General features: G+C 40.3%; 26 protein-coding genes and 1 pseudogene. 2 read left to right on the top strand and 25 right to left on the bottom strand.

Translation table 11 applies throughout. The features are described from left to right. Positions 1–303 precede the first annotated feature (303 nt). The 9 genes from B7360_RS23665 to B7360_RS23615 form a co-directional block, all read right to left on the bottom strand. Positions 304–717, bottom strand: coding sequence for an RDD family protein (locus tag B7360_RS23665; protein ID WP_041852944.1), 414 nt, complete (start codon positions 715–717; stop codon positions 304–306). Positions 718–868: 151 nt separating this feature from the next. Continuing rightward, positions 869–1477 carry a pyridoxamine 5'-phosphate oxidase family protein gene (locus B7360_RS23660; RefSeq protein WP_085344804.1) on the bottom strand — a complete coding sequence of 203 codons (609 nt, stop codon included), beginning with the start codon at positions 1475–1477 and terminating at the stop codon, positions 869–871. 144 nt (positions 1478–1621) lie between these two features. Beyond that, on the bottom strand, positions 1622–2023 hold the full coding sequence (locus tag B7360_RS23655; RefSeq protein WP_085344803.1) for a DUF2007 domain-containing protein: 402 nt from the start codon (positions 2021–2023) through the stop codon (positions 1622–1624). Positions 2024–2127: 104 nt separating this feature from the next. Next, the gene (locus B7360_RS23650) at positions 2128–2649 is read right to left on the bottom strand and encodes a GNAT family N-acetyltransferase (RefSeq protein ID WP_053809024.1); all 522 of its coding nucleotides are present in this window, start codon (positions 2647–2649) and stop codon (positions 2128–2130) included. Positions 2650–2795: 146 nt separating this feature from the next. Next, positions 2796–3392: a glutathione S-transferase family protein gene (locus B7360_RS23640; protein ID WP_085344802.1), complete on the bottom strand. Its 597-nt coding sequence runs from the start codon at positions 3390–3392 to the stop codon at positions 2796–2798. A gap of 92 nt (positions 3393–3484) precedes the next feature. Beyond that, a complete protein-coding gene (locus B7360_RS25430) occupies positions 3485–3613 on the bottom strand; it encodes a hypothetical protein (protein ID WP_085344809.1) in 129 nt (42 codons plus the stop codon). Then, positions 3610–4065: a GNAT family N-acetyltransferase gene (locus B7360_RS23630; RefSeq protein ID WP_173670010.1), complete on the bottom strand. Its 456-nt coding sequence runs from the start codon at positions 4063–4065 to the stop codon at positions 3610–3612. The genes B7360_RS25430 and B7360_RS23630 overlap by 4 nt, the downstream gene beginning before the upstream one ends. Positions 4066–4207: 142 nt before the next feature. After that, positions 4208–4645, bottom strand: a complete 438-nt coding sequence (locus B7360_RS23620; protein ID WP_005386962.1) for a hypothetical protein — start codon at positions 4643–4645, stop codon at positions 4208–4210. 136 nt (positions 4646–4781) lie between these two features. After that, a complete protein-coding gene (locus B7360_RS23615; protein WP_085344799.1) occupies positions 4782–5741 on the bottom strand; it encodes a hypothetical protein in 960 nt (319 codons plus the stop codon). A gap of 269 nt (positions 5742–6010) precedes the next feature. Between B7360_RS23615 and B7360_RS23605 the strand changes: the two genes are divergently transcribed. Further along, on the top strand, positions 6011–6985 hold the full coding sequence (locus tag B7360_RS23605) for a hypothetical protein (protein WP_133149753.1): 975 nt from the start codon (positions 6011–6013) through the stop codon (positions 6983–6985). Positions 6986–8830: 1845 nt separating this feature from the next. Here the strand turns inward: B7360_RS23605 and B7360_RS23590 are convergent. The 8 genes from B7360_RS23590 to B7360_RS23540 all read right to left on the bottom strand — a co-directional run bounded on the left by B7360_RS23590 (position 8831) and on the right by B7360_RS23540 (position 13769). After that, the gene (locus B7360_RS23590) at positions 8831–9436 is read right to left on the bottom strand and encodes a hypothetical protein (RefSeq protein ID WP_216819545.1); all 606 of its coding nucleotides are present in this window, start codon (positions 9434–9436) and stop codon (positions 8831–8833) included. An 11-nt stretch (positions 9437–9447) separates the two neighbouring features. After that, the gene (locus B7360_RS23585) at positions 9448–9690 is read right to left on the bottom strand and encodes a hypothetical protein (protein WP_085344796.1); all 243 of its coding nucleotides are present in this window, start codon (positions 9688–9690) and stop codon (positions 9448–9450) included. A 679-nt stretch (positions 9691–10369) separates the two neighbouring features. Continuing rightward, positions 10370–10735, bottom strand: a complete 366-nt coding sequence (locus tag B7360_RS23575) for a T6SS amidase immunity protein Tai4 family protein (protein WP_085344794.1) — start codon at positions 10733–10735, stop codon at positions 10370–10372. A 169-nt stretch (positions 10736–10904) separates the two neighbouring features. Further along, the gene (locus tag B7360_RS23565) at positions 10905–11267 is read right to left on the bottom strand and encodes a DUF2750 domain-containing protein (protein ID WP_029801219.1); all 363 of its coding nucleotides are present in this window, start codon (positions 11265–11267) and stop codon (positions 10905–10907) included. Between the two features lie 134 nt (positions 11268–11401). Beyond that, positions 11402–11848, bottom strand: coding sequence for a GNAT family N-acetyltransferase (locus B7360_RS23560; protein WP_085344793.1), 447 nt, complete (start codon positions 11846–11848; stop codon positions 11402–11404). 142 nt (positions 11849–11990) lie between these two features. After that, positions 11991–12545: a hypothetical protein gene (locus B7360_RS23555; RefSeq protein WP_012841661.1), complete on the bottom strand. Its 555-nt coding sequence runs from the start codon at positions 12543–12545 to the stop codon at positions 11991–11993. Positions 12546–12723: 178 nt separating this feature from the next. Then, positions 12724–13170, bottom strand: coding sequence for a GNAT family N-acetyltransferase (locus B7360_RS23550; RefSeq protein WP_001199339.1), 447 nt, complete (start codon positions 13168–13170; stop codon positions 12724–12726). Positions 13171–13310: 140 nt separating this feature from the next. Next, on the bottom strand, positions 13311–13769 hold the full coding sequence (locus B7360_RS23540) for a nuclear transport factor 2 family protein (protein ID WP_254048151.1): 459 nt from the start codon (positions 13767–13769) through the stop codon (positions 13311–13313). A gap of 227 nt (positions 13770–13996) precedes the next feature. Between B7360_RS23540 and B7360_RS24870 the strand changes: the two genes are divergently transcribed. Next, on the top strand, positions 13997–14320 hold the full coding sequence (locus B7360_RS24870; RefSeq protein WP_101911965.1) for a hypothetical protein: 324 nt from the start codon (positions 13997–13999) through the stop codon (positions 14318–14320). A 172-nt stretch (positions 14321–14492) separates the two neighbouring features. On the opposite strand, the gene B7360_RS23525 is transcribed toward B7360_RS24870, so the two are convergent. From B7360_RS23525 to B7360_RS25150, 8 genes and pseudogenes are all read right to left on the bottom strand, one after another. Further along, positions 14493–15014, bottom strand: a complete 522-nt coding sequence (locus B7360_RS23525) for a GNAT family N-acetyltransferase (RefSeq protein WP_085344791.1) — start codon at positions 15012–15014, stop codon at positions 14493–14495. A 143-nt stretch (positions 15015–15157) separates the two neighbouring features. Beyond that, positions 15158–15481 carry a hypothetical protein gene (locus tag B7360_RS23515; protein ID WP_085344790.1) on the bottom strand — a complete coding sequence of 108 codons (324 nt, stop codon included), beginning with the start codon at positions 15479–15481 and terminating at the stop codon, positions 15158–15160. Between the two features lie 122 nt (positions 15482–15603). Next, positions 15604–15975, bottom strand: coding sequence for a hypothetical protein (locus B7360_RS23505; RefSeq protein WP_085344788.1), 372 nt, complete (start codon positions 15973–15975; stop codon positions 15604–15606). 151 nt (positions 15976–16126) lie between these two features. Next, the gene (locus tag B7360_RS23500) at positions 16127–17131 is read right to left on the bottom strand and encodes a S66 peptidase family protein (protein ID WP_085344787.1); all 1005 of its coding nucleotides are present in this window, start codon (positions 17129–17131) and stop codon (positions 16127–16129) included. A gap of 152 nt (positions 17132–17283) precedes the next feature. Beyond that, entirely contained in the window at positions 17284–17592 is a 309-nt protein-coding gene (locus tag B7360_RS24860; RefSeq protein ID WP_101911964.1) for a hypothetical protein, read from the bottom strand. Further along, positions 17593–18042, bottom strand: a complete 450-nt coding sequence (locus tag B7360_RS23495; RefSeq protein ID WP_085344786.1) for a hypothetical protein — start codon at positions 18040–18042, stop codon at positions 17593–17595. 690 nt (positions 18043–18732) lie between these two features. After that, complete coding sequence (locus B7360_RS23480) at positions 18733–19356, bottom strand: hypothetical protein (RefSeq protein WP_085344785.1); 624 nt, start codon at positions 19354–19356, stop codon at positions 18733–18735. Between the two features lie 133 nt (positions 19357–19489). Next, positions 19490–19732 (bottom strand): annotated as a pseudogene (locus tag B7360_RS25150) (hypothetical protein); the annotation flags it as partial.

The raw sequence follows: 19732 nt of genomic DNA, 5'->3' as shown, positions 1-19732 counted from the left end.
TCTTTCACGCTTAGTCATAATGTCACCTGTTTTAGTATCGAGATGATCATACATCACCTCTTAATCAGGTGGCCAAATTCACTATGCCACTTCAATAAACTTGAAACCGCTCGGGGCTAAAACCTTATCAATCTCCAAAATGAAAGCTTCGGAATGCTCTTTATTCATAATTACGTACTGATTCTGATTGCCTAACACCGAGTTGAGGTGTGAGCAACGCCACCACCTAAGCGAAGCTGTTCCACCCTGAAAACAAAGCCCGACTTGAACCCAAACCCCCAGCGCTGTCAATTTTTAAACAAGCTAGTGAACTACCACCACTGTTCTCACTAACTTATCACCGAGCCGTTGCCTTTTTTTACCAAGAATGAAAATTGAGTCAATAAAACCGAAGAATGGAGTAATAATATTTCTAAAAAGTGACTGAAAAATATTGCACCTTTTACCCGTTCTTGCACTTATAACTGCAATGCCCAAAAGTTTTTTGCCCACACTTTGACCATTTGGGAAACTATCAGAAAAAAGGTAATACGATACAGCCGCTGTTACTGCTGTAGCGCGAACAAGTTCCTTTTCAATACCGATTTCTAAGCCGCCCCACAAAACGAGTGTAAAAATGCTAAAACTGACAAAAAAGTCAATCATTTGTCCAACACACCTAATTCCCGGACTAGCCAAAACGTAATTTTCTAGAGTAAAGTTTTCTACATTTTTCATTTTAAAATTTGGACTAACAATTGTTTATTTGTGGACTAACGTTATGGGTTGAATAACATCCCCACCAAACCTAATCCATAGTGCCGTAAAGCAGGTCAAACCTAAAGAGCCAAGCATTTTTCTCCCTTTTAAAGACTTTACTACACTCGCTCTAAAGGCTGGATTGGTAATATTTCAACATCTCTTCTTGATTAAGCGCTTTATTTTCTAACTTTTGTTGATCTTTAAAGATTTGAGCTAATGAAGGGAGAATTGAGCGATTGACTTTATAGTCATCAGACCAAAGTTTCCCTCTCATCAAAGCTTTCGCACAATGGAAGTACATACTCTCGATGACTATTTTGATAACAACCTTAGGATCTTTACTTCCATCGGGGCAAGCAGATATCAATTTGGAGTCTGTGTGAATACTTGCAATTCCTTTAATACGGAGTACTTCATCAATACCATTTACCATCAATAACAACCCAACTTTGGGGTTACTAATGATATTTTTTAGACTATCTATACGATTATTCCCCGAGCTATCTGGGAGCAACAATGTTGATTCATCTAAAACTTTTACGAAGCCAGGCTCCCCTCCTTTCGGAGAGAGATCGATATAGCCTTGAGTATCGGCGGTACTTAGAACTGCAAAATGGCAATTATTAATTAATGTAATCGCATGAACATCCAGGGCAGGCAACGCTTTATTTTTAGCTCTCGCACTTGGCTCTGCGTAAATTTCTTTTAACTGCTCTATTGTTTTAATTTCACTCATTCAATGTTGTTCCTTCACTATCGTATAATGCTTTGCTTGGAAGCAAACGAACTCTGACTTCTGCGTAGCCACTCACCTAACGCATAGTAAAAATGCTACGCGTGTAAATTATCTCTTCAACGCTTTGTTATCTAACGACTTAAATTAAAGCCTTTCACTGAATTCCCCACACTGCTTACACTTGTAACCATGCTTGTAAAAGAACAATGGAAAACCCAGTAAAATAAAGACTAAGAAAGCTGGACGCTTACCTTTTGTAAATGCAAATAGCTCTTTACTACCACAGTTAGGGCAAACATCTTTTCCTTCATCAACGGCAAGTTCATTTTCTAATGATTCTGAGAAATCACTGCTAAGTATTTGTTTCGCGTCTTCTGCATCACTTTCGGCCACCATCAGACGAACGCCGCCCATTGCATTTGAATAAAGCCACTGAGTATTCACCGTGTGCTCGTCAGCAATGTGGCTTTCTATTCCGACACTATCTAGGCTTGCTCTCGCAATATGAGCTTCATGAGGAAAAGAAAACCTTGCTACTACAATCACATATTACTCCTTGTGGAAAAACGCTCTCGTAAGGTATAAGCTACGCGAATTGAAAGCGCCACGTGTAGCGTTTCTTTTCAAACAGTTTATTAACCCACTACAGACTAGTACATATACCCTAACCAATCTATATGACCAACAGCCCAAATTTTTCCGCTGATAGGTTTAACATATAAATCATCGACTTGCTCTACAGCAACACCGTAATTTTTATGTTCATGAACTCGCAACCAAGAACTTAGAGAGTTAAGGCGCACATAACCATTAGCCACATAAAAACGATCCAAATCGGAGACTAAAATGATGAAGTCGACATCTTTAGTTGACGCATACTCGCTGAGTTGAGACAACATTGTTGTGCCAATACCTTGCCTTTGAAGTTTGCTCTCGACACAAAAATCACTCACACCTAATACTTTATAAATTTCATCACCGACGCGAACAACTCTGTAGTCTAATCCCATGTAACCAACTAAGTGATCACCTTCGTACTTCAAAACTCTCATATGTGGGAGTTGCTTATAGTAAGAACGAGCAACCTGATGTTCAGGAAACGACTTGTTTCTCAGAGCTTCAATTGCATTATGCTGCGCTTTAGATAACTCTATTTCTGGGTAAATATCCATATTTGACCTTTGAGGGCTAATGACCTGTTAAAGGGTGATCAACACAATACCGAAACTCCCGCATGCTGCCTTAATCACTGAGCTCAACGCATAGTTAAAATGCCACGCGTTGCGAATCGTTCTTAAACGCTATGTTATGCGCGTGGTTAATACATACCTACATAACCGTCCAACTTGCGAATTACCCCAATCCAACGCTCGATATTTGGGTAAGTTTCTAGGTTAAAACCACCCTCATCTGCGACATGGGTATAAGCATACAGTGCGATATCAGCAATAGAAATATTATCACCAACTAAGAACTTAGTTTTTGACAGCTGTAGCTCCATGATTTGTAATGCTTTATGGCCGCCTGATTGTAGTGATTTATATTCTTCTAGACGGTGCTCCGGCATACCTTGATACTTCTGAATAAAACGCGCTACTGCAATATAAGGCTCATGTGAGTATTGCTCAAAGAAAAGCCATTCGTACATTTTTGCTTTTTGATAACTGTCCTTAGGTAGATAAGGTGTATTTTCTGCAAAGTACCCCAATATTGCATTGGACTCACAGAGTACTCGACCGTCATCCAGAACGACTGTTGGGATTTTTCCATTCGGATTTAGGACTAAAAATTCTGTTGTTTTGGTCTCGTTATCTAAGATATTAACGTGTTTCCATTGGTGCTCAATGCCAAGGAATGACAATAGTAATTTTACTTTTAAGCAGTTACCTGACTGCAAATCTCCATATACAACCATTACACTCTCCATGTTTCAATTCGTAAAGCGCATAACGCGCAGTTAATGACTTTGGGAGCAAAGAAAAGACACAAGCTACTGATTTTACGTGATTAAACATAACGCCGCGTTAAGGGGTGAATGCCGCATAAACCAACTTTCCGCAGACCACTTTCACCACCAAAACTCACTGCATACCAAAAATGCCACGCGGCATGAATCCCTCTTGAACGCTTTGTTATGCCGTTACTTTTTGTTTTAACTGAACTTCTACCGCTTTTGAACCGTCGGAAAGTATGAAGAAGGCTGAATCAAAACGTTGAATCACATTAAAGCCTAGTGCCTTAAAAACAGCGACATTACCTGTTTGCTCAACACACCAAACCGAAACTGAGTTAATAGGCTTAAACTGTGTAACAACGAAATCGACGAGTTTTCTCGCTACACCTTTTTGGCGAAAACTTGGTGCAACTGCTAACGAGCTAATCTGCAATTCTGAGCCAACCTGTTTAGCTTCAACTACTCCAACTAAAACCTGATCAACATGGAAACCAAAACAACTCCACTCACTTTTAGCACTGTTTTTATTGCTAACTGCGAGCTCAGTTGGCCTGTAAACTTGACGAAGTTCATCTAAGCAACACTCTGACAGTTCAACCACTGATTTTTCGTTTGAATCAAGCTGCTTGATCATCAATTTCACCTTAGGCATAACGCCCTGTTAAGGTGTGAGCAACGCAATACCGAAGCTACCGCATACCACCTTAAACACTAAACGCAACGCATAGCAAAAATACCACGCGTTGCGAATCACTCTTAAACAGTTTGTTATGTTTTTACTTTACACGCCGTACTTTTGCTGATGTGCCAGCTACATGCATAACATTACCACCGCCTGGGTTATAAATAAGAACTTCAGGTCGGTGAGCATATTTATACTGATATTTGTATTGAGATTGTTGCCAGACTTGTCCGTTTTGTAATTGATAAGATGTTTCACCTTCCCAGCCTTTGAAATCTCCATTTATTCTACTTTTCATGACACCGTCTATTTGACGGATTGGAACAATTTCATCTTGACCATCAACCTGAAGATAGAGCCTGCCATTACGTCGAAGAATATGTACTTGAGGACAGTAAGAGTAGTAATACCAGTACTTATATTCATCTTGAACCCAGCATGTTCCATCCATTAATTGGAACAAAACCTCATCATCAAAACCTTCAAATTCCCCATCAATTTGGGAAGAATGTACAATTTCATACCCTTGCATGATATCTCCTTAAAAACATAACGCCGCGTTAAGTGGTGAACAACGCGACCACCTTACCTAAACTATTGTGCCGTAAACACTTAAGCTGAATCAAACCTAAAATGCCAAGCGTGCTGAATCACTCTTAAATTGTTTGTTATAGCGCGTTTTCAAAGAAGCATGAGAAGCAAATTCCACTTTTGCTATCCTGTAGTTTGCCCTCACAGCCTAATTCTTCACAGCTACGCTCTAAAACTTTGCCCTGATGGCTACATAGCTTACACAAATACTCATCAGAATCAGGTAACCTTTGGTAAGTTTTAGCACACTCATGAATGAACTCGTCATCCCAGAAGTCCATGCGAGATACGGTGTTAGCGCAACGAGGGCAATGCAGGGATCTGGATTTCTTGTCGTAGCCCAAATATTTCTTACATGCAGCAGGAGGCAAGACATCAATGGCTAAGCGATAATCAATTAAAAGTGAATTGACTATATACGACTGGTGATCTTCGTCAGACTGGATACTCTTCATTGAGTTTGCTGGCGTATTTTCAAGATATTTTCTCCTTGATTCAAACCAACACAATGAACCTTGAAAGTAACTATGGGTATATAGAATAAAGCTGGCCACTTCTTCAGGAGTGACATTCAGAGATTTATCAACTGTATGCATCACCTTATTTCTAATTGTTCGTAAGTCATCATTCCATTGAAGGAACTGATCCGTAAAACGATCGGGACAAACAGTGTCGTGAACTTTTATTAAATCTTGTGCATCCAAAGTACGAAATGCTGAAAATTCTATATCCCTTTTGTTACACCCTTTTGGCCATGATTGTGGGTTTCCAGAAATCAGTAAATAGGGAGAAACATTAACGATTCGTCCTTTGATGTAAAATTCTACAGATTGCTGTACTAATGCCGTTGCACTGACTAGCGTTTGCTTCGCAGAAGCCCAATAGCGTTTTCTCTCATTTTCGTGGTCGCTATCATCAATTACACTATATAGAGTTTCAAATTCATGTAAGTGCTCAGTCACAGAATCCCATGAAGCATTGAGAAAACCATTGGCAGCGCTATAAAAATCATCTTTTGTTGGAAATTCTAAAATCACAAATACTCCGAAGCTTGTTCTGCGCTATAACGCCCTGTTAAGGTGTGAGCAACGCAATACCGAAGCTCCCGCACACCACCTTAACCACAAAACGCAACGCACAGTGAAAATGCCACGCGTTGCGAATCACTCTTAAACAGCTTGTTATGCATTTTATTTATTAAAATTCAAGTACCTATACTACCAAAACTTGTTTCTTAGCAAAATCATTTACATCCAAACAACTTCACATTAAGCTGTATATAAACACAGTAACTAAGTATGTGCACATGAAATATAGAAAGTACTTAATGGAAGGTGGTTTAGAGCTTTTTTCGAGCGGCGCAAATGTGATCCAACCGCACTCGCTCTACCATATCAAGAGAGATGAAGCACTAAGAGATATTTTGGAAGGTTGTAACCTATACATGATCGCTAGAAGAAGGCGAATAAGTATCGACCCGAACTCATTCAAGTTAGTTGGCAATAGCCTTACTGGAGACTTTCTTGTACAAGATGGACTTGAGCATGAAAGGTTTGCCTTCACATATACTCCAGATGAGACAATAGTCGCAGCCCAAGCAGTATCTTACCCAGAAGATCGAGTAGTACTTATTACAAATACTGGAGCTTCACTAAACCTTTCCATGATGTCTTTCATGACTCAGTGTCAGTATGACTTGGACGGCGCTGATGAACTTGAGATCTTGTATATCGGAAAAGCCTATGGTCAATCAGGGGAACGATTGGCAATTGACCGTCTCGAAGCTCATAGCACGTTCCAACGAATTTTAGCTGATACATTGTTCAGCAAACCCGACCATGAAATACAAATTTTAATGTTTAGATTTGAGCACTATAAGAAACATGCTAGTGGTGCGGGTGATTTTTCTTTGACACCAATCGCCACTGATGATGAAAGCATCGATCATTTTTATGATGTTATGAATGCAGAATTTGATCGAGAAAACAGAGTATTGTTAGCTGAAGCTGGGCTGATTAGATATTTCGAACCTGAATATAACAAAATGTATAAAAAAACGTTCCCTTCAGATAAACATAAAATTTTAGCTGATATTCTATCAAAGGATTTTTCAGGCTTAACTGTGCAAGTCGATACTCAAAATATAAAAACAAGTGTTTACTCTAGAAAAGTTAATTCTTTTGTACCTAATTTGTCTGTGATACACCCTCACGTTCATATAGCCAAAATCCCTTTAAATACCAAAGACGAAAGAGAGTCATTCTTACATGGCTTCTTGTAGCTATTGCCTGTGCGCGAATCTGCTAACCGATTCGCGCAAAAATGCATAACGCCGCGTTAAGTAGTGAGCAACGCCACCATCATACCTAAACTATTGTGCCGTAATCACCAAAGCTGAATCAAACCGAAAATGCCGAGCGTTGCGAATCTGTCTTAAACGCTTTGTTATACGCTCGAACGTTTAAGCCAAAATTCTACGACAAGCCCTACTTTGAAATCATGATTTTTATGTGCTTTGATGCACTTAAGTCAGGCTTAGACTCACAGCGGCTTGTCACTGAAACCACGTGAACTCACCACACCAGAGAAAGCGCCCTTTCAGCAAGTAAATCGGCTTTTAGAAAGGCAAAATCACAGAGCTGAATTTCAGCAAAAAGCGCAGCCTGGACTGGCCCCAAACAATCAGCACCAAAGAAGAAAACCACCGATAAACGATAGGCAAAAACTGAATCACGGACCGGAGAAAACGAGTATTGAAACCGGGAAATCCTGATGCCCAAACCCCAGAACACAATGCTGAAAACTGAGATTATTGACCTGAATTTTTAGGTTTTCTTCATATAGCGTATAACGCTGCGTTAAGTGGTGAACAACGCCAACCACCGAGCCTAAACCATTGTACCTTAAACACTAAATTTAACTTAAACTGGGATCGCCAAGCGTTGTGAATCCGCCTTAAACGCCTTGTTAGGCGAAGTTTCCCACCAGTGTTCAAGGATGTTTGAAAGCAGATTACCCGAAACCAAATAAGCAACCAAACACCCACTGACTTTTTGTGATTCAAGAACCATAAAAGCCACTATGTTTCAGCCAAGGTTTCAACAACCACGAAATGCAGACTTTCAGCAACAAAGTAGGTTTTGAATCCGAAAAAACCAATGCTGCAAACTAACAGCAAGTTCGAAAACCTCAATTGGCTTGCCCTTGCCACACTTTGAGTCCGTGCAATTGACAACCAACCAACTGTGAAAACCAATGAGGCAATCCACGAACCTTGGTATGTTTTACGCTTAGAGAGATTCAAGAATTTGAGCCGACAATGGAGAATTGCCGACTTAGAAAAACGAATGCTCAAAGAGACCTAAGAAGATGAGAACAAAGAACTTTCCTGCCCGTCGCCTAACGCCCTGCTAAGGGGTGAGCAACGCAATACAAAAGCCGCCGCAAACCACCTTAATCACAAAAATCAACGCATAGTGAAAATGCCACGCGTTGCGAATCCCTCTTGAGCAGTTTGTTAGTTTGCAAACCCAAGGAGTTGATTTTACGTTATTTTAAATTTTGAAAACAATAAGCTTTATGTGCTTTGATGCACTTAAGTCAGGCTTAGTCTCGAAGCGGCTATTCAATGAAGCCACTTGGAACAAACAACGTGGCAGAAACCGAACTCACAACACCAAAAAACGCTTTTGGAAAACCAATCTCACAGTGCGGACTTTCAACAAAGCCACTGAAACCATGTGGAACTTACCACACCAGAGAAAGCGTTACTTCAGCGAGCAAATCGGCTTTTGTAGAGACAAACTCAACGAGCAGAGTTTCAACAAAAAAGTTTAACTCAGTTAACCCAAAACTCGCCGCACCAAAGAATAAATCAAGCGGTGCCTGATTTGGACTTTGACCACACAAATTAACACTGAAATTGAACGCCGATACAACAATTTCGACTTTGAGCTTTTCCCACTAGATCTTGTGATACAGCTGCGTTTTTCCTCTTGCAAACTAACACCCTGTTAAGGTGTGAGCAACGCAATGCCGAAGCCGCCGCATACCACCTTAAACACTAAACGCAACGCATAGTAAAAATGCCACGCGTTGCGAATCACTCTTAAACAGTTTGTTATGTTTATTTTGCACCAACGTACAAGCCGCTAGTAAATGACTCTTTATCAAACCTTTTAATGTTCTGAAGAATTTTTACGGATGCATGACTTGTCGTTTCACTTTTTGAAGCAATCGCGTTCATGAAAAAAGCAATTCTTACCCATGATTTAAAGTGATCATTTGTTAGGTCGGCTGCAACTGGTATTAAGTTATTGAATATTTCTTTTTCGCTTTCACAGTAACTTTGAACCTGAAGGACTACATTTTCTTGTAACCCTTTTTGCTCAATTTCGTTAATCAAATTAGACAAGCATTCTTGGTTCTGTTCATGGTCTTTACCATAGAAGTTCCCTGACTGACAAGAAGGCGGATAATCTTTGAAGTTGTGTTTTAAGAAAAAAATAAGAAATTCACGAAGTCGTCTCTCAACCTTTATTTTTTTATTTTTTTCTTCATTTTTCTGCCACACATCGAATACAAATATGATTATTAATAATTCAACACATACACCAATAAGCTCAGGGACAATGTTCCCTACTAGAAACCCAGTTTCAGCCTTGAAATAAGCTACTAATGACATAATTACTATGCTGACAACTAACAGCATAGCAAACGATTTTTTACCCACAACTACCTCTTTTATAAATTACCTGAACCAATCTGTTCACCATGAGCATCATACTTTACATATGAAACCGTAGTTGACTGGGGAGGATAGATACTCATGCTGTCACGTACAACATATTTCGCAATTATTTCACCATCTGCAGTTATTTCATCGTAGCCATAAATATCAGTATCTCGACCTTTACGCTGTTCATTTTTACTGCTTGTTCTCACAAGTTCGTGCTCTTGAGGTATACCTAGTTTTTCTTTATACATGATTTACTCCATTAATAAACATAACGCCCAATTAAGTAGTGAGCAACGCAATACAAACGCCACCGCATTGCGTCATAAACGCAAACTCACTGCAAATCAAAACTGCCACGCGTTGCGAATCTGCTTAAATTGTTTGTTATGCGATTTTTCGACAATGCTAAATTGGCCAACGAAAACATTACCTTAAACACGAAAAACCACAAACGCGTAGATAACTTTTTGTGATTCAAGAACCAACGGATTCAACATTTTGTATAAATACCGCCACAAACACGGAACGCTGCCTTCAAGCGAAGATTTGGCTTTTGCTTGTAAGAAACTAAACGAGCCGAAATGTCAGCGAATACGGACTTTCCATAAACTTGCCCTTTCCACACTTTACACCCAGAAAATGTTCCGCGCCCAAATGCGATTTTTAATGAGGCAACTTCACGAACTTTGACATGTTTTACGGTTTAAGTGATTCAAGAATTTGAGCCGAAAATGCTGATTTGCCGAAACCAAAAAACGAATTGCCAAAGAGAACGAAATTGAAAATATATTAAAATTTAACCTTGTCGCATAACGCCCTGTTAAGGTGTGAGCAACGCAATACCATAGCCGCCGCATACCACCTTAAACACTAAACACAACGCATAGTGAAAATGCCACGCGTTGCGAATCACTCTTAAACAGATTGTTATAACTCTGATTTTGCCTTTGAGTACAGCTTATGCACGACGTCCGAATTAGAGAAATCGATACAATAGGCTAACTCTATCACGCTACCATTTTTTGATTTGTAAGCTGTAGTATTTCCGCTTTCCAATAACTCACTTAGATCAAAGAATACCTCCAAAGGCAAATCCGAGAACTCTCGATAACCTTGCATTGCTGTGACCGCATCTTTAGCCACATCAGAGCCCTTGTATTTGGTTGCGATACAAGATGAAAGAGCAAAATTTTTGAACAATCGTTCATCACTTTGAGTGCTTAGAGGGCTTGCGTTGAGTCCCAAACTAAAAACAGCACCCCAAATGGTACCGACTAATATTCTAGTTTTCATAGGTTAGCCCTCTTTGCTTCTGAGAAGTAATGATGAAATGACAAAAGAGTTATAACGCCCTGTTAAGGGGTGAGCAACGCAATACCAAAGCTGCTGCATACCATCTTAATCACTTGAACCAACGCACAGTAAAAATGCCACGCGTTGTGAATCCCTCTTAAACAGTTTGTTAGCTGCGTACCAACATTTTTGCCACATCAATTGCGACAACTTCAGTACCACAGAGGTTTGCATCCCAATTGAGACCCACAAGATGTCCATCGCTATGAATACCTTTTAGCCAATTATCAACGAATGAATCTAGGTTAATTGGAGTTGGGACATACAACTCCCAATCACCAATTGCGACCCGACTTGCGTATGCTCTATCTGACCAAAAAACATAAACTGATGCGTCTGGATACTGATTCGAATTACAAACTGCCCAGCCACCATCAGGGTGCTGAAGTCCCCAAACAGTTCGATTTTCGATTACTCTGTCGATAAATCTTATGTAATTGGAACTTGATGTAGCTTTATCTTGGAGCATCATTTTTCCTCTAAGCAGCTAACGCCGCGTTAAGTAGTGAGCAACGCTACCACTGAACCTAAACTATCGTGCCGTAAACACTTAAGCTGAATCAAAGCAAAAATGCCACGTGTTGCGAATCTGCCTTAAACGCTTTGTTATATGCGAACCCAAACCATTGGCACAAACCTTATACCGCTGACTTCCGTTTCTGTGTCTGTGGCAACAAAACCCTGTGATTTATAAAATTTTGTTGCGTTAACCGAGGCTCTTAAACGTACTTCGCGCCCGTTTGACAATGCCAGCATATGTTTCAGTAGCAATTTACCCAAACCATTTCTTTGGTAATTTACGTCGACAAACAAATGAGTAATATACTCTTTGTCACGTATCGCACCAAAACCAACAACTTCATTGCCTATCGTGGCTTTCACGCTCTGAAATCGTACTTTGTCGAAAGCTGTTTCAACATCTGGACGAATTTTTGAAGCAAAAGTAGTCTGCCCTTGTACATCAAAATGCGGCAGGATGTTTGCGAACGATACACTTGTGACAAGGTCAACGACTAAGCCTAAATCTGAAATTTCCGTTTCTTCGATATTCATTTGACCGTCCTAGCACATAACGCCGCATTAAGGTGTGAGCAACGCTACCACCAAACTAAACCACTGCGCCTTAAACACGAAACCCAACCTTGAACTGAAATGCCAAGCGTTGGGAATCACTCTTAAATGCTTTGTTAGGCGCTTAACCGCATATCGAACGAGCTTCTTGTCGATAATGAAGTATATTTTCACACTCAGCACTGGTACAACTCAAAACTCGCTTGAGTTCATCCTCAGAATACTTTTTAGTAAGGTGATCTATCATTCTTAATGAAGTATCAAAATATCTACACTTTGTATTTTCCTTGTCAAGATAGTTGCTAAGTTGAAGCTCAATATCGTCCAACTTAGAAAGTGCTGCGACCTTTTCTTCTTTAGCTTTTTCAACTTTTTCTTCTGCGCTTTTCTCTGCTTTTTCCAATCGTCCACGAATATCCGCTATTAGCTTATTATTGTTAGTAATTCGAGATATTTTAAGTTGCTCTTCATTGTATTTTGATGAAAAGTACTCTTTTTGGAACCTTTCGAGCGGTTTTATATCTGTCTGCCAAAATCCATCCCAATTCCATAACATTGTTGAAGCGATAACCAACCAAAATATTAGGGTTGCCAGCGTTGATAAGAACCCACCACTTTGTTCCTTTGTCTTAATATCTTCATCAGCTCCTTGATTTGAAGATTGATTTTCGTCTACCACTACATACTCCTTTTAAACGTCATTGTGATATTTGATAATTTTTGGCGCCTAACGCCGCATTAAGGTGTGAGCAACGCTACCACCAAACTAAACCACTGCGCCTTAAACACGAAACCCAACCTTGAACTGAAAATGCCAAGTGTTGCGAATCACTCTTAAATGCTTTGTTATGTGCGTACTAAATATTAACGTACAATCTCAGCATGTCTTTGTGTTGAATACCATTTTCATAGATTGCATCGGGGTAGTTTAGCAAAAAATGGTCTTTGATGATTGAGTCTACTCGAAAACCTAAACGCTGATAATAAGTAAGTTGATAGCCAAATGTACCCGTACCAAGCTCGACACGATTGATCCCCTTGCTTGGCAACTGAGATAGAACAAGCTTTAGTAACTTAGAGCCAATACCTTGGCCTTGTAGCTCTGGAGATACAGATACATTAAATATCTCAGCAAGACTGTTGGTCTGCGCTTTAACGATACAAGCCGCCAAAACTTGCCCATTGTCTACTGCGGCAAAGCACCATGAATCAGATAAATATGAAGCGATACTAGCTTCAGAAGGATCAGCTTCAAGCAATAAATCTAGTGGAATATCGCTACTTTTGACTTCGATATATTGCATATTTCCTCCGAGCACATAACGCCCTGTTAAGGTGTGAGCAACGCAATACCGAAGCTTCCGCATACCACCTTAAACACTAAACGCAACGCATAGTAAAAATGCCACGCGTTGCGAATCACTCTTAAACAGTTTGTTATGCGTTACTTTCCATCTGACAGCACAGAAATTCTTTGTAAATCTCTGCTCGGAAAATCAGGATCTACATACACATACATACGACTTATTAATTTTCCACTAAACTCAAATACACTACAAAAACGACCAGTGGACACAGTGTTGTCCGGCCAGGAAGTACCGTCACTCATTACACCTCCTTCCTGTCCTTCAACAATAACCTTGTTTCCAGCTGTTGTTATTTGAAAACCGTCTATGTCGTGCCAGATACTGTTCAATGAGCTACCAATTCTATTGCCAAACTCCACTAAGGCATTCTTTCCTTTCGCCTGTCCAAATTTAGGAAAGAAAAAATCAACATCCTCTGAAAATAGATCCAGATAACTAGGATCACCCGCATCTACTTTCTCGAAATACTTAACTACTAGCTCTACTAAATCGTCTTTTTCCATAATTATTCTTACATCCATATTACTCTGACGCATAACGCCCTGCTAAGGGGTGAGCAACGCAATACCGATGCCGCTGCATACCACCTTAATCACTAAAATCAACGCATAGTAAAAATGCCACGCGTTGCGAATCCCTCTTGAGCAGTTTGTTAGTCGCGAGGCACCGAGCGACAATTTTAAGCCGAACCAAACTTTGCGAACAACAAACTTTATGTGCTTTGATGCACTTTAGTCAGGCGTAGTCTCAAAGCAGCTATTCAATGAAACCACTTGGAACAAACAACGCCGCAGAAAACGGACTAACAACACCAAAAAGCGCTTTTGGAAAGCCAATCTCACAATGCGGACTTTCAACAAAGTCACTGAAACCACGTGGAACTTACAACACCAGAGAAAACGTCATTTCAGCGAGTAAATCTGCTTTTGTAACAACAAATTCAACGAGCGGAGTTGCAACCAAAAGCAAACTCTCGATTGCCCTGCTATGTCAGCACCAAAGAACAAAACAACCGCGAGGACACTTGCAAAACTTTGGACTTAAAACAGCTGAAAATGAGTTTGGACCAACGACGATGAACCTGTGAGCCGAACAATCAGCAGCCAAATTTTGAGCTTAGAAACATGATTTTGATTGCTAACTTTTTCTGGCGACTAACGCCGCATTAAGGTGTGAGCGACGCTTGGCTATATTTGAGCGAAGCGAAAACGCCAAGCGTTGCGAATCACTCTTAAATGCTTTGTTAGCCCTGTGGTTGACTAGTACATATAACCTAGCCAATCAAAATGTCCAATACCCCACTGCTTATCTCTGAGTGGTTTCACATACAGTTTATCAACATGCTCTACAGCAACTCCAAAGTTGGTGTGCTCGTGAAGCCTTAACCAAGACTGCATACACTGAACTTTGTTAAAGCCATTTGATGAGTAGAAATCATGTAACTCAGATATGAGGATTATGAAATCAACACCTTTAGTTTCGGCAAATGCCGATACTTCTGACAACATGAAAGAGCCAATACCTTGCCCTCGATAACGTTCATCAACACAGAAGTCGATTACGCCTAGAACCTTATGTATTTCTCCACCGACGCTAACGACGCGATAATCCAGACCAAGATAGCCAACCAACTGTTCACCTTGAAAATGAAGGGCACGCATATGAGGTAACTGCTTAAAGTAAGAACGACTTACTTGGCTGTCTGGAAAAGCTTGGTTTCTTAATGCTTCGATAGCCTTATGATGCAATTCTGAAACATCAATTTCTTGTACGATTTCCATATCATGTCCTCGAAAAGGGCTAACGCCTTGTTAAGGTGTGAGCAACGCAATACCGATGCTGACGCATACCACTTTAAACGCTAAAACCAACGCATAGTAAAAATGCCACGCGTTGCGAATCACTCTTAAACAGTTTGTTATGCTCATTCTTCAAGAGTGCACCGAAACTTGTGATCCCTATCTTTAGCGGTAATCGTTTCACCATAGGTATAGCATTCAAGTGTCAGCTCGTTGTTTTCAATTATTACGATAAACCCAACATCAACATTGCCTAATTTTCCTATAAATACAGGTTCTGAAACAACATGTCTGTTTATGGGTATTGAACGGGACTTTAGCGTCAAAAAGTACCCAGCACCGGTAAAATAAATCTGCTGATTAAGATCTACACTATTAACAATAGTTTCCCAGTCAATCGAAAGAGAATCGAGCGCACTTTTAATAATGACCTTTTCAAACAATTTCATCGCTTTCTCTTTGAGCATAACGCCCTGTTAAGGTGTGAGCAACGCAATACCGATGCTGCCGCACACCACCTTAAACACTAAAGTCAACGCATAGTAAAAATGCCACGCGTTGTGAATCACTCTTAAACAGTTTGTTGTGCGCTTTGCTCCACTAATTCAGCTGTTCCAATACAAGCGACTCGTCCTTCAATATCAGTAACTATATCTCCGGAGAACTGATGATTAAGCTGAACTTGAACATTAGGTAGGCCTATTGGTGCAATATTAATTAAGTACCCATCTTTTATGGTTTCCACTACGTATTTATGCTCGCCAGAAACTTTAAGCTCAGATAGAACGACACCTAAATTACTATCGATTACCTCTGCAGATGACGCAGATAAACTGAAAACACATTCCCCCGACTCGCCTGAATTGGGAGCTAACAACATGAAACCCACATGTCTACCATCTATTGTTTTCAATACCATCGCTTTTGGTAGTTCATTATCCATACATCCCTCGATATTTAAATGCACTAGCGCATAACGCCGCGTTAAGGGGCAGCAACGCGCTACCACTAAACTTAAATTTACCACCGTAAACACCGATGCCAACATTTAAGCCAAAGTCGCCACGCGTTGACTGTCCCTCTTGAACGCCTTGTTATTTTGCTGTTACCCACCGACTTTCAAGCCCAATAGTTTGGCTGTCAAAATCAATTGAAGCCTGAATGCCCAGAGGCGTAACCAGCATTGGATGCGTATGACAACTGTCGAAACCATAAAGTATAGGGATGTTTTTACCATTTAACACTTCAAGCAAAACGTCAAGCGGCGTGCGCCCCGTCCCTTTATCATTAAACAGTTCATGCTTGCCTAATACAATTGCACCAACCTTTTCAAACACACCGCAAGCCATTAAATGGGCAAAAGAACGTTCGACTGTTTCTATACCTTTGAGAGAGTATTCAAGCAGGAGGATATCGCCTGGCTCTATCTTAGGCATATATTGGCTACCCCATATGCCTGCCATGGTATTCAGATTGCCACCAATTATACGACCACTAACTTGGCCATTACCTAAAAATTGCCATTCATTTGCGTAACTAGTTTTTGGAGAGTCTTGAGTTTCCCAGTCGTGCTTAACATCTGTCCACGACGAAGGCATAGTGTACTGATACGAGTCAGACTCCGAGCATAAGATTTCCAGAAAGGACTTAAGTGTTTCTTCAACTAAGGGTGGAAACTCACCAAATGATGCAACCAGTGCAGGACCATAAAAAGTAATAAGCCCTGTTTGAGCATAGATACCCAGTAGCAAAGCCGTTACATCAGAGTAACCAATGATAATCTTGGGATCGTTTCTGAGTGCTTCATAGTCGATGTAGGGCAATAGAGAATTACTATTGCTACCACCAATTGTAGACATGATACACCGTACATTAGGGTCACGGATTAATCGGTTAAACTCTTCTGCACGTTCTAGAATTGAGCCTGAGCGATATGAATCAGAACAGCCAGTGAGATGACCCTCCACTAGCTCAAAGCCTTGAGATTCCAGATAAGATTTTGCTCGCCTGAAGCGATTTGGCGCAAAAGCCGTTGCTGGGGATGATGGTGAAAAAAAGCCAATTTTATCACCAACTTTTAAAGCTTGTGGGACTATCACTTACCCTTATCCTCCATAATTCAAAAAGCAAAATAACGCCGCGTTAAGTAGTGAGCAACGCCACCACGAAGCCTAACCATACCACCTTAAACACAAAACCCAACGATGGAATAAAAAATGCCATGCGTTGGGAATCTGCCTTAAACGCTTTGTTAGCTGGCTGTTTCCACTTCCGTAACTTCATTAGTATTGAAACTATCACCATCTGTTTGATTGTATTTAACTAACCTGAAATTTTCGGCACTACGTACACAAATACTCTCATCTAATGACGAAATAGAGAAAAGTTTCCCGCCAATAACACTAACAAAACGATACTTTGCCTGATCATCAGATGAACAGAAGCCATCGGCAATTACATACTGTCCTTCCGCATTGAGATCTGATTGTTGTACACCGTTTGAATAGCCTTTATTAAATAAGAAAGTTGGTAGAAAGCAAATGATTATAAAAACAAACACTCAATATTTAACTGAAATCGACATTAAAAACTTATTGCTCATTACCAGATATATAAACAAGCAAATAGATACCAACGGATACAAACCTAACAACCTGAAATATCCGTCATTCGATGCTACTAGGTAAATTGCATTACCTAGCCCAAAGATAAAGCACACCACACAAAATAGCTTATGAAAATAAGTGAAGCCTTTGGAAAATCCACCTTCAGCTATGAAGGTGTCTTGCTGTGCTTTTGACATAGAGTTGTAACCATCCATCGCAGAATAGAATGCTAATACTCCTAAAGCAGGTAATGCAGGATACACCGACGCTTTGATTACGTCAGTTAAAGCAATATAAGACAAGATGTTTATATCGAAGTTTAGCCAGAACCCCCAAAGGTATGACACTCCAGAGAAGAGCGCTAGGCCATAGACTACAACACTTAATTCTAATTTAATATTCATATACCTGCCTTGCCAGCTAACGCCCTGTTAAGGGGTGAGCAACGCAATACCAAGGCTGCCGCAAACCACCTTAAACACTAAAACCAACGCATAGTGAAAATGCCACGCGTTGCGAATCCCTCTTGAACAGTTTGTTAGTTGCCAGACCCAAGACTTTGATTTGAAGTTTACACCGATTCGCCAACACAACCTTTACGTATTTTGTAAAACTCAAATCAGGCGTAGTTTCAAAGCGTCTGTCGCTGAAACCACTTGGAACATGAAACGCCGCAGAAAACGGACTGACAACACCAAATAGCCCATTTGGAAAGTCAATCTCACAGTGCGGACTTTCAACAAAGTCGCTGAAACCACGTGAACTCACCACACAAAAGAAAGCGCCCTTTCACCCAATAAATCTGCTTTTGAAGCGGTAAACTCATAGAGCAAAGTTTCAGCAGAAAAATAACGACCGTTTAGCCCAAAAGCCGCCACACAAAAAAACAAATCAATTGTGCAAACGCTGGATCCAAACCGACAATTTCAACAACAGATTTTGAAGCAAAACAAACCGATTAAACTTTAAAATTTTACGAATTAGCTGCGTTTTTCTCGTTGGCAACTAACGCCGCATTAAGGTGTGAGCGGCGCTTGGCTATACTTGAGCGAAGCGAAACTGCCAAGCGTTGCGAATCACTCTTAAATGCTTTGTTAGGCATTTGCGTGCGCCATCAATAGAACATTATCTATTTGTCTTGGACTTAAATCCAACTGCCATTGGGATAAAGCATGCCTCTGCAATGAAGAGCACTTCTGAACAAGTTTGTTGTACTCTTTATCTCCAGTCTTGGACGCTTTCTCTCGCCCGGTGATATGGGGAAAGTAAGAAATCGCTTTGACAGCCCTTGCATCATAGATATAAAACAAGTGAGGTAAATGAAAGTGCAAATATTTTGAAGCTAATGATCTCTTATCCAAACCACTGATATCTTTGAAAAGTTGAGTGACCTTCTCATGAACTTCGAGAACCTTATTTAGAGAATCGTCGTCTATACGTGTAAATTGCTTTAGTTCGCATAACCACTCATCAATGTCTGACGCAACTATCTTAGGAGCTACAACATCAATATAGAAGTCTTCATTTGCGTACTCGGTCTTGTCCTTTCTCCGTTCGATAGCTGCAGCATATGACCTTCCAATAAGCCACACTTTTGCAATTACTTTAGCCGGTTCTTTATGTTCAAAAGCACTTTGGCAAAGATCGTATAAAACTTTATTTCCATAATCCCAGTAATTAGAGTCTAGCGACTGCTTTGCTAGTTGTTCGAATTCCAAACTTGCCTCCTGATGCCTAACGCCTTGTTAAGGTGTGAGGCACGCAATACCTAGTCTCTGCATACCACCTTAACCACTAAAACTAACGCATAGTAAAAATGCCACGCGTGCCGAATCACTCTTGAACAATTTGTTATGCTCGTTCTTTTAGGGTTTGTAAAAGACTTACAAGATCCAAAACTGCGGTAGTTTCAAAGCGATCTAGTTTTGGTAAGACATAACTATCGTTCACCGTTTTTAAAGTAATTTCTTTGATCACTGCACCGTCCCTTGAGTAAGTCGGAGCTATGCTGATTTCTGGTGTATGGAAGAGAAGGGAAGTTGCGGTGTAATCTGTTGATGTAGTTCTCGCCAGAACAATTAACAGAAAGGTACA

The organism is Vibrio sp. ArtGut-C1, from assembly GCF_002105475.1.
Lineage (GTDB): Bacteria > Pseudomonadota > Gammaproteobacteria > Enterobacterales > Vibrionaceae > Vibrio > Vibrio diabolicus.
The sequence above is the reverse complement of the archived record's forward strand: the minus strand, read 5'-3'. Positions and strand labels throughout refer to the sequence as shown.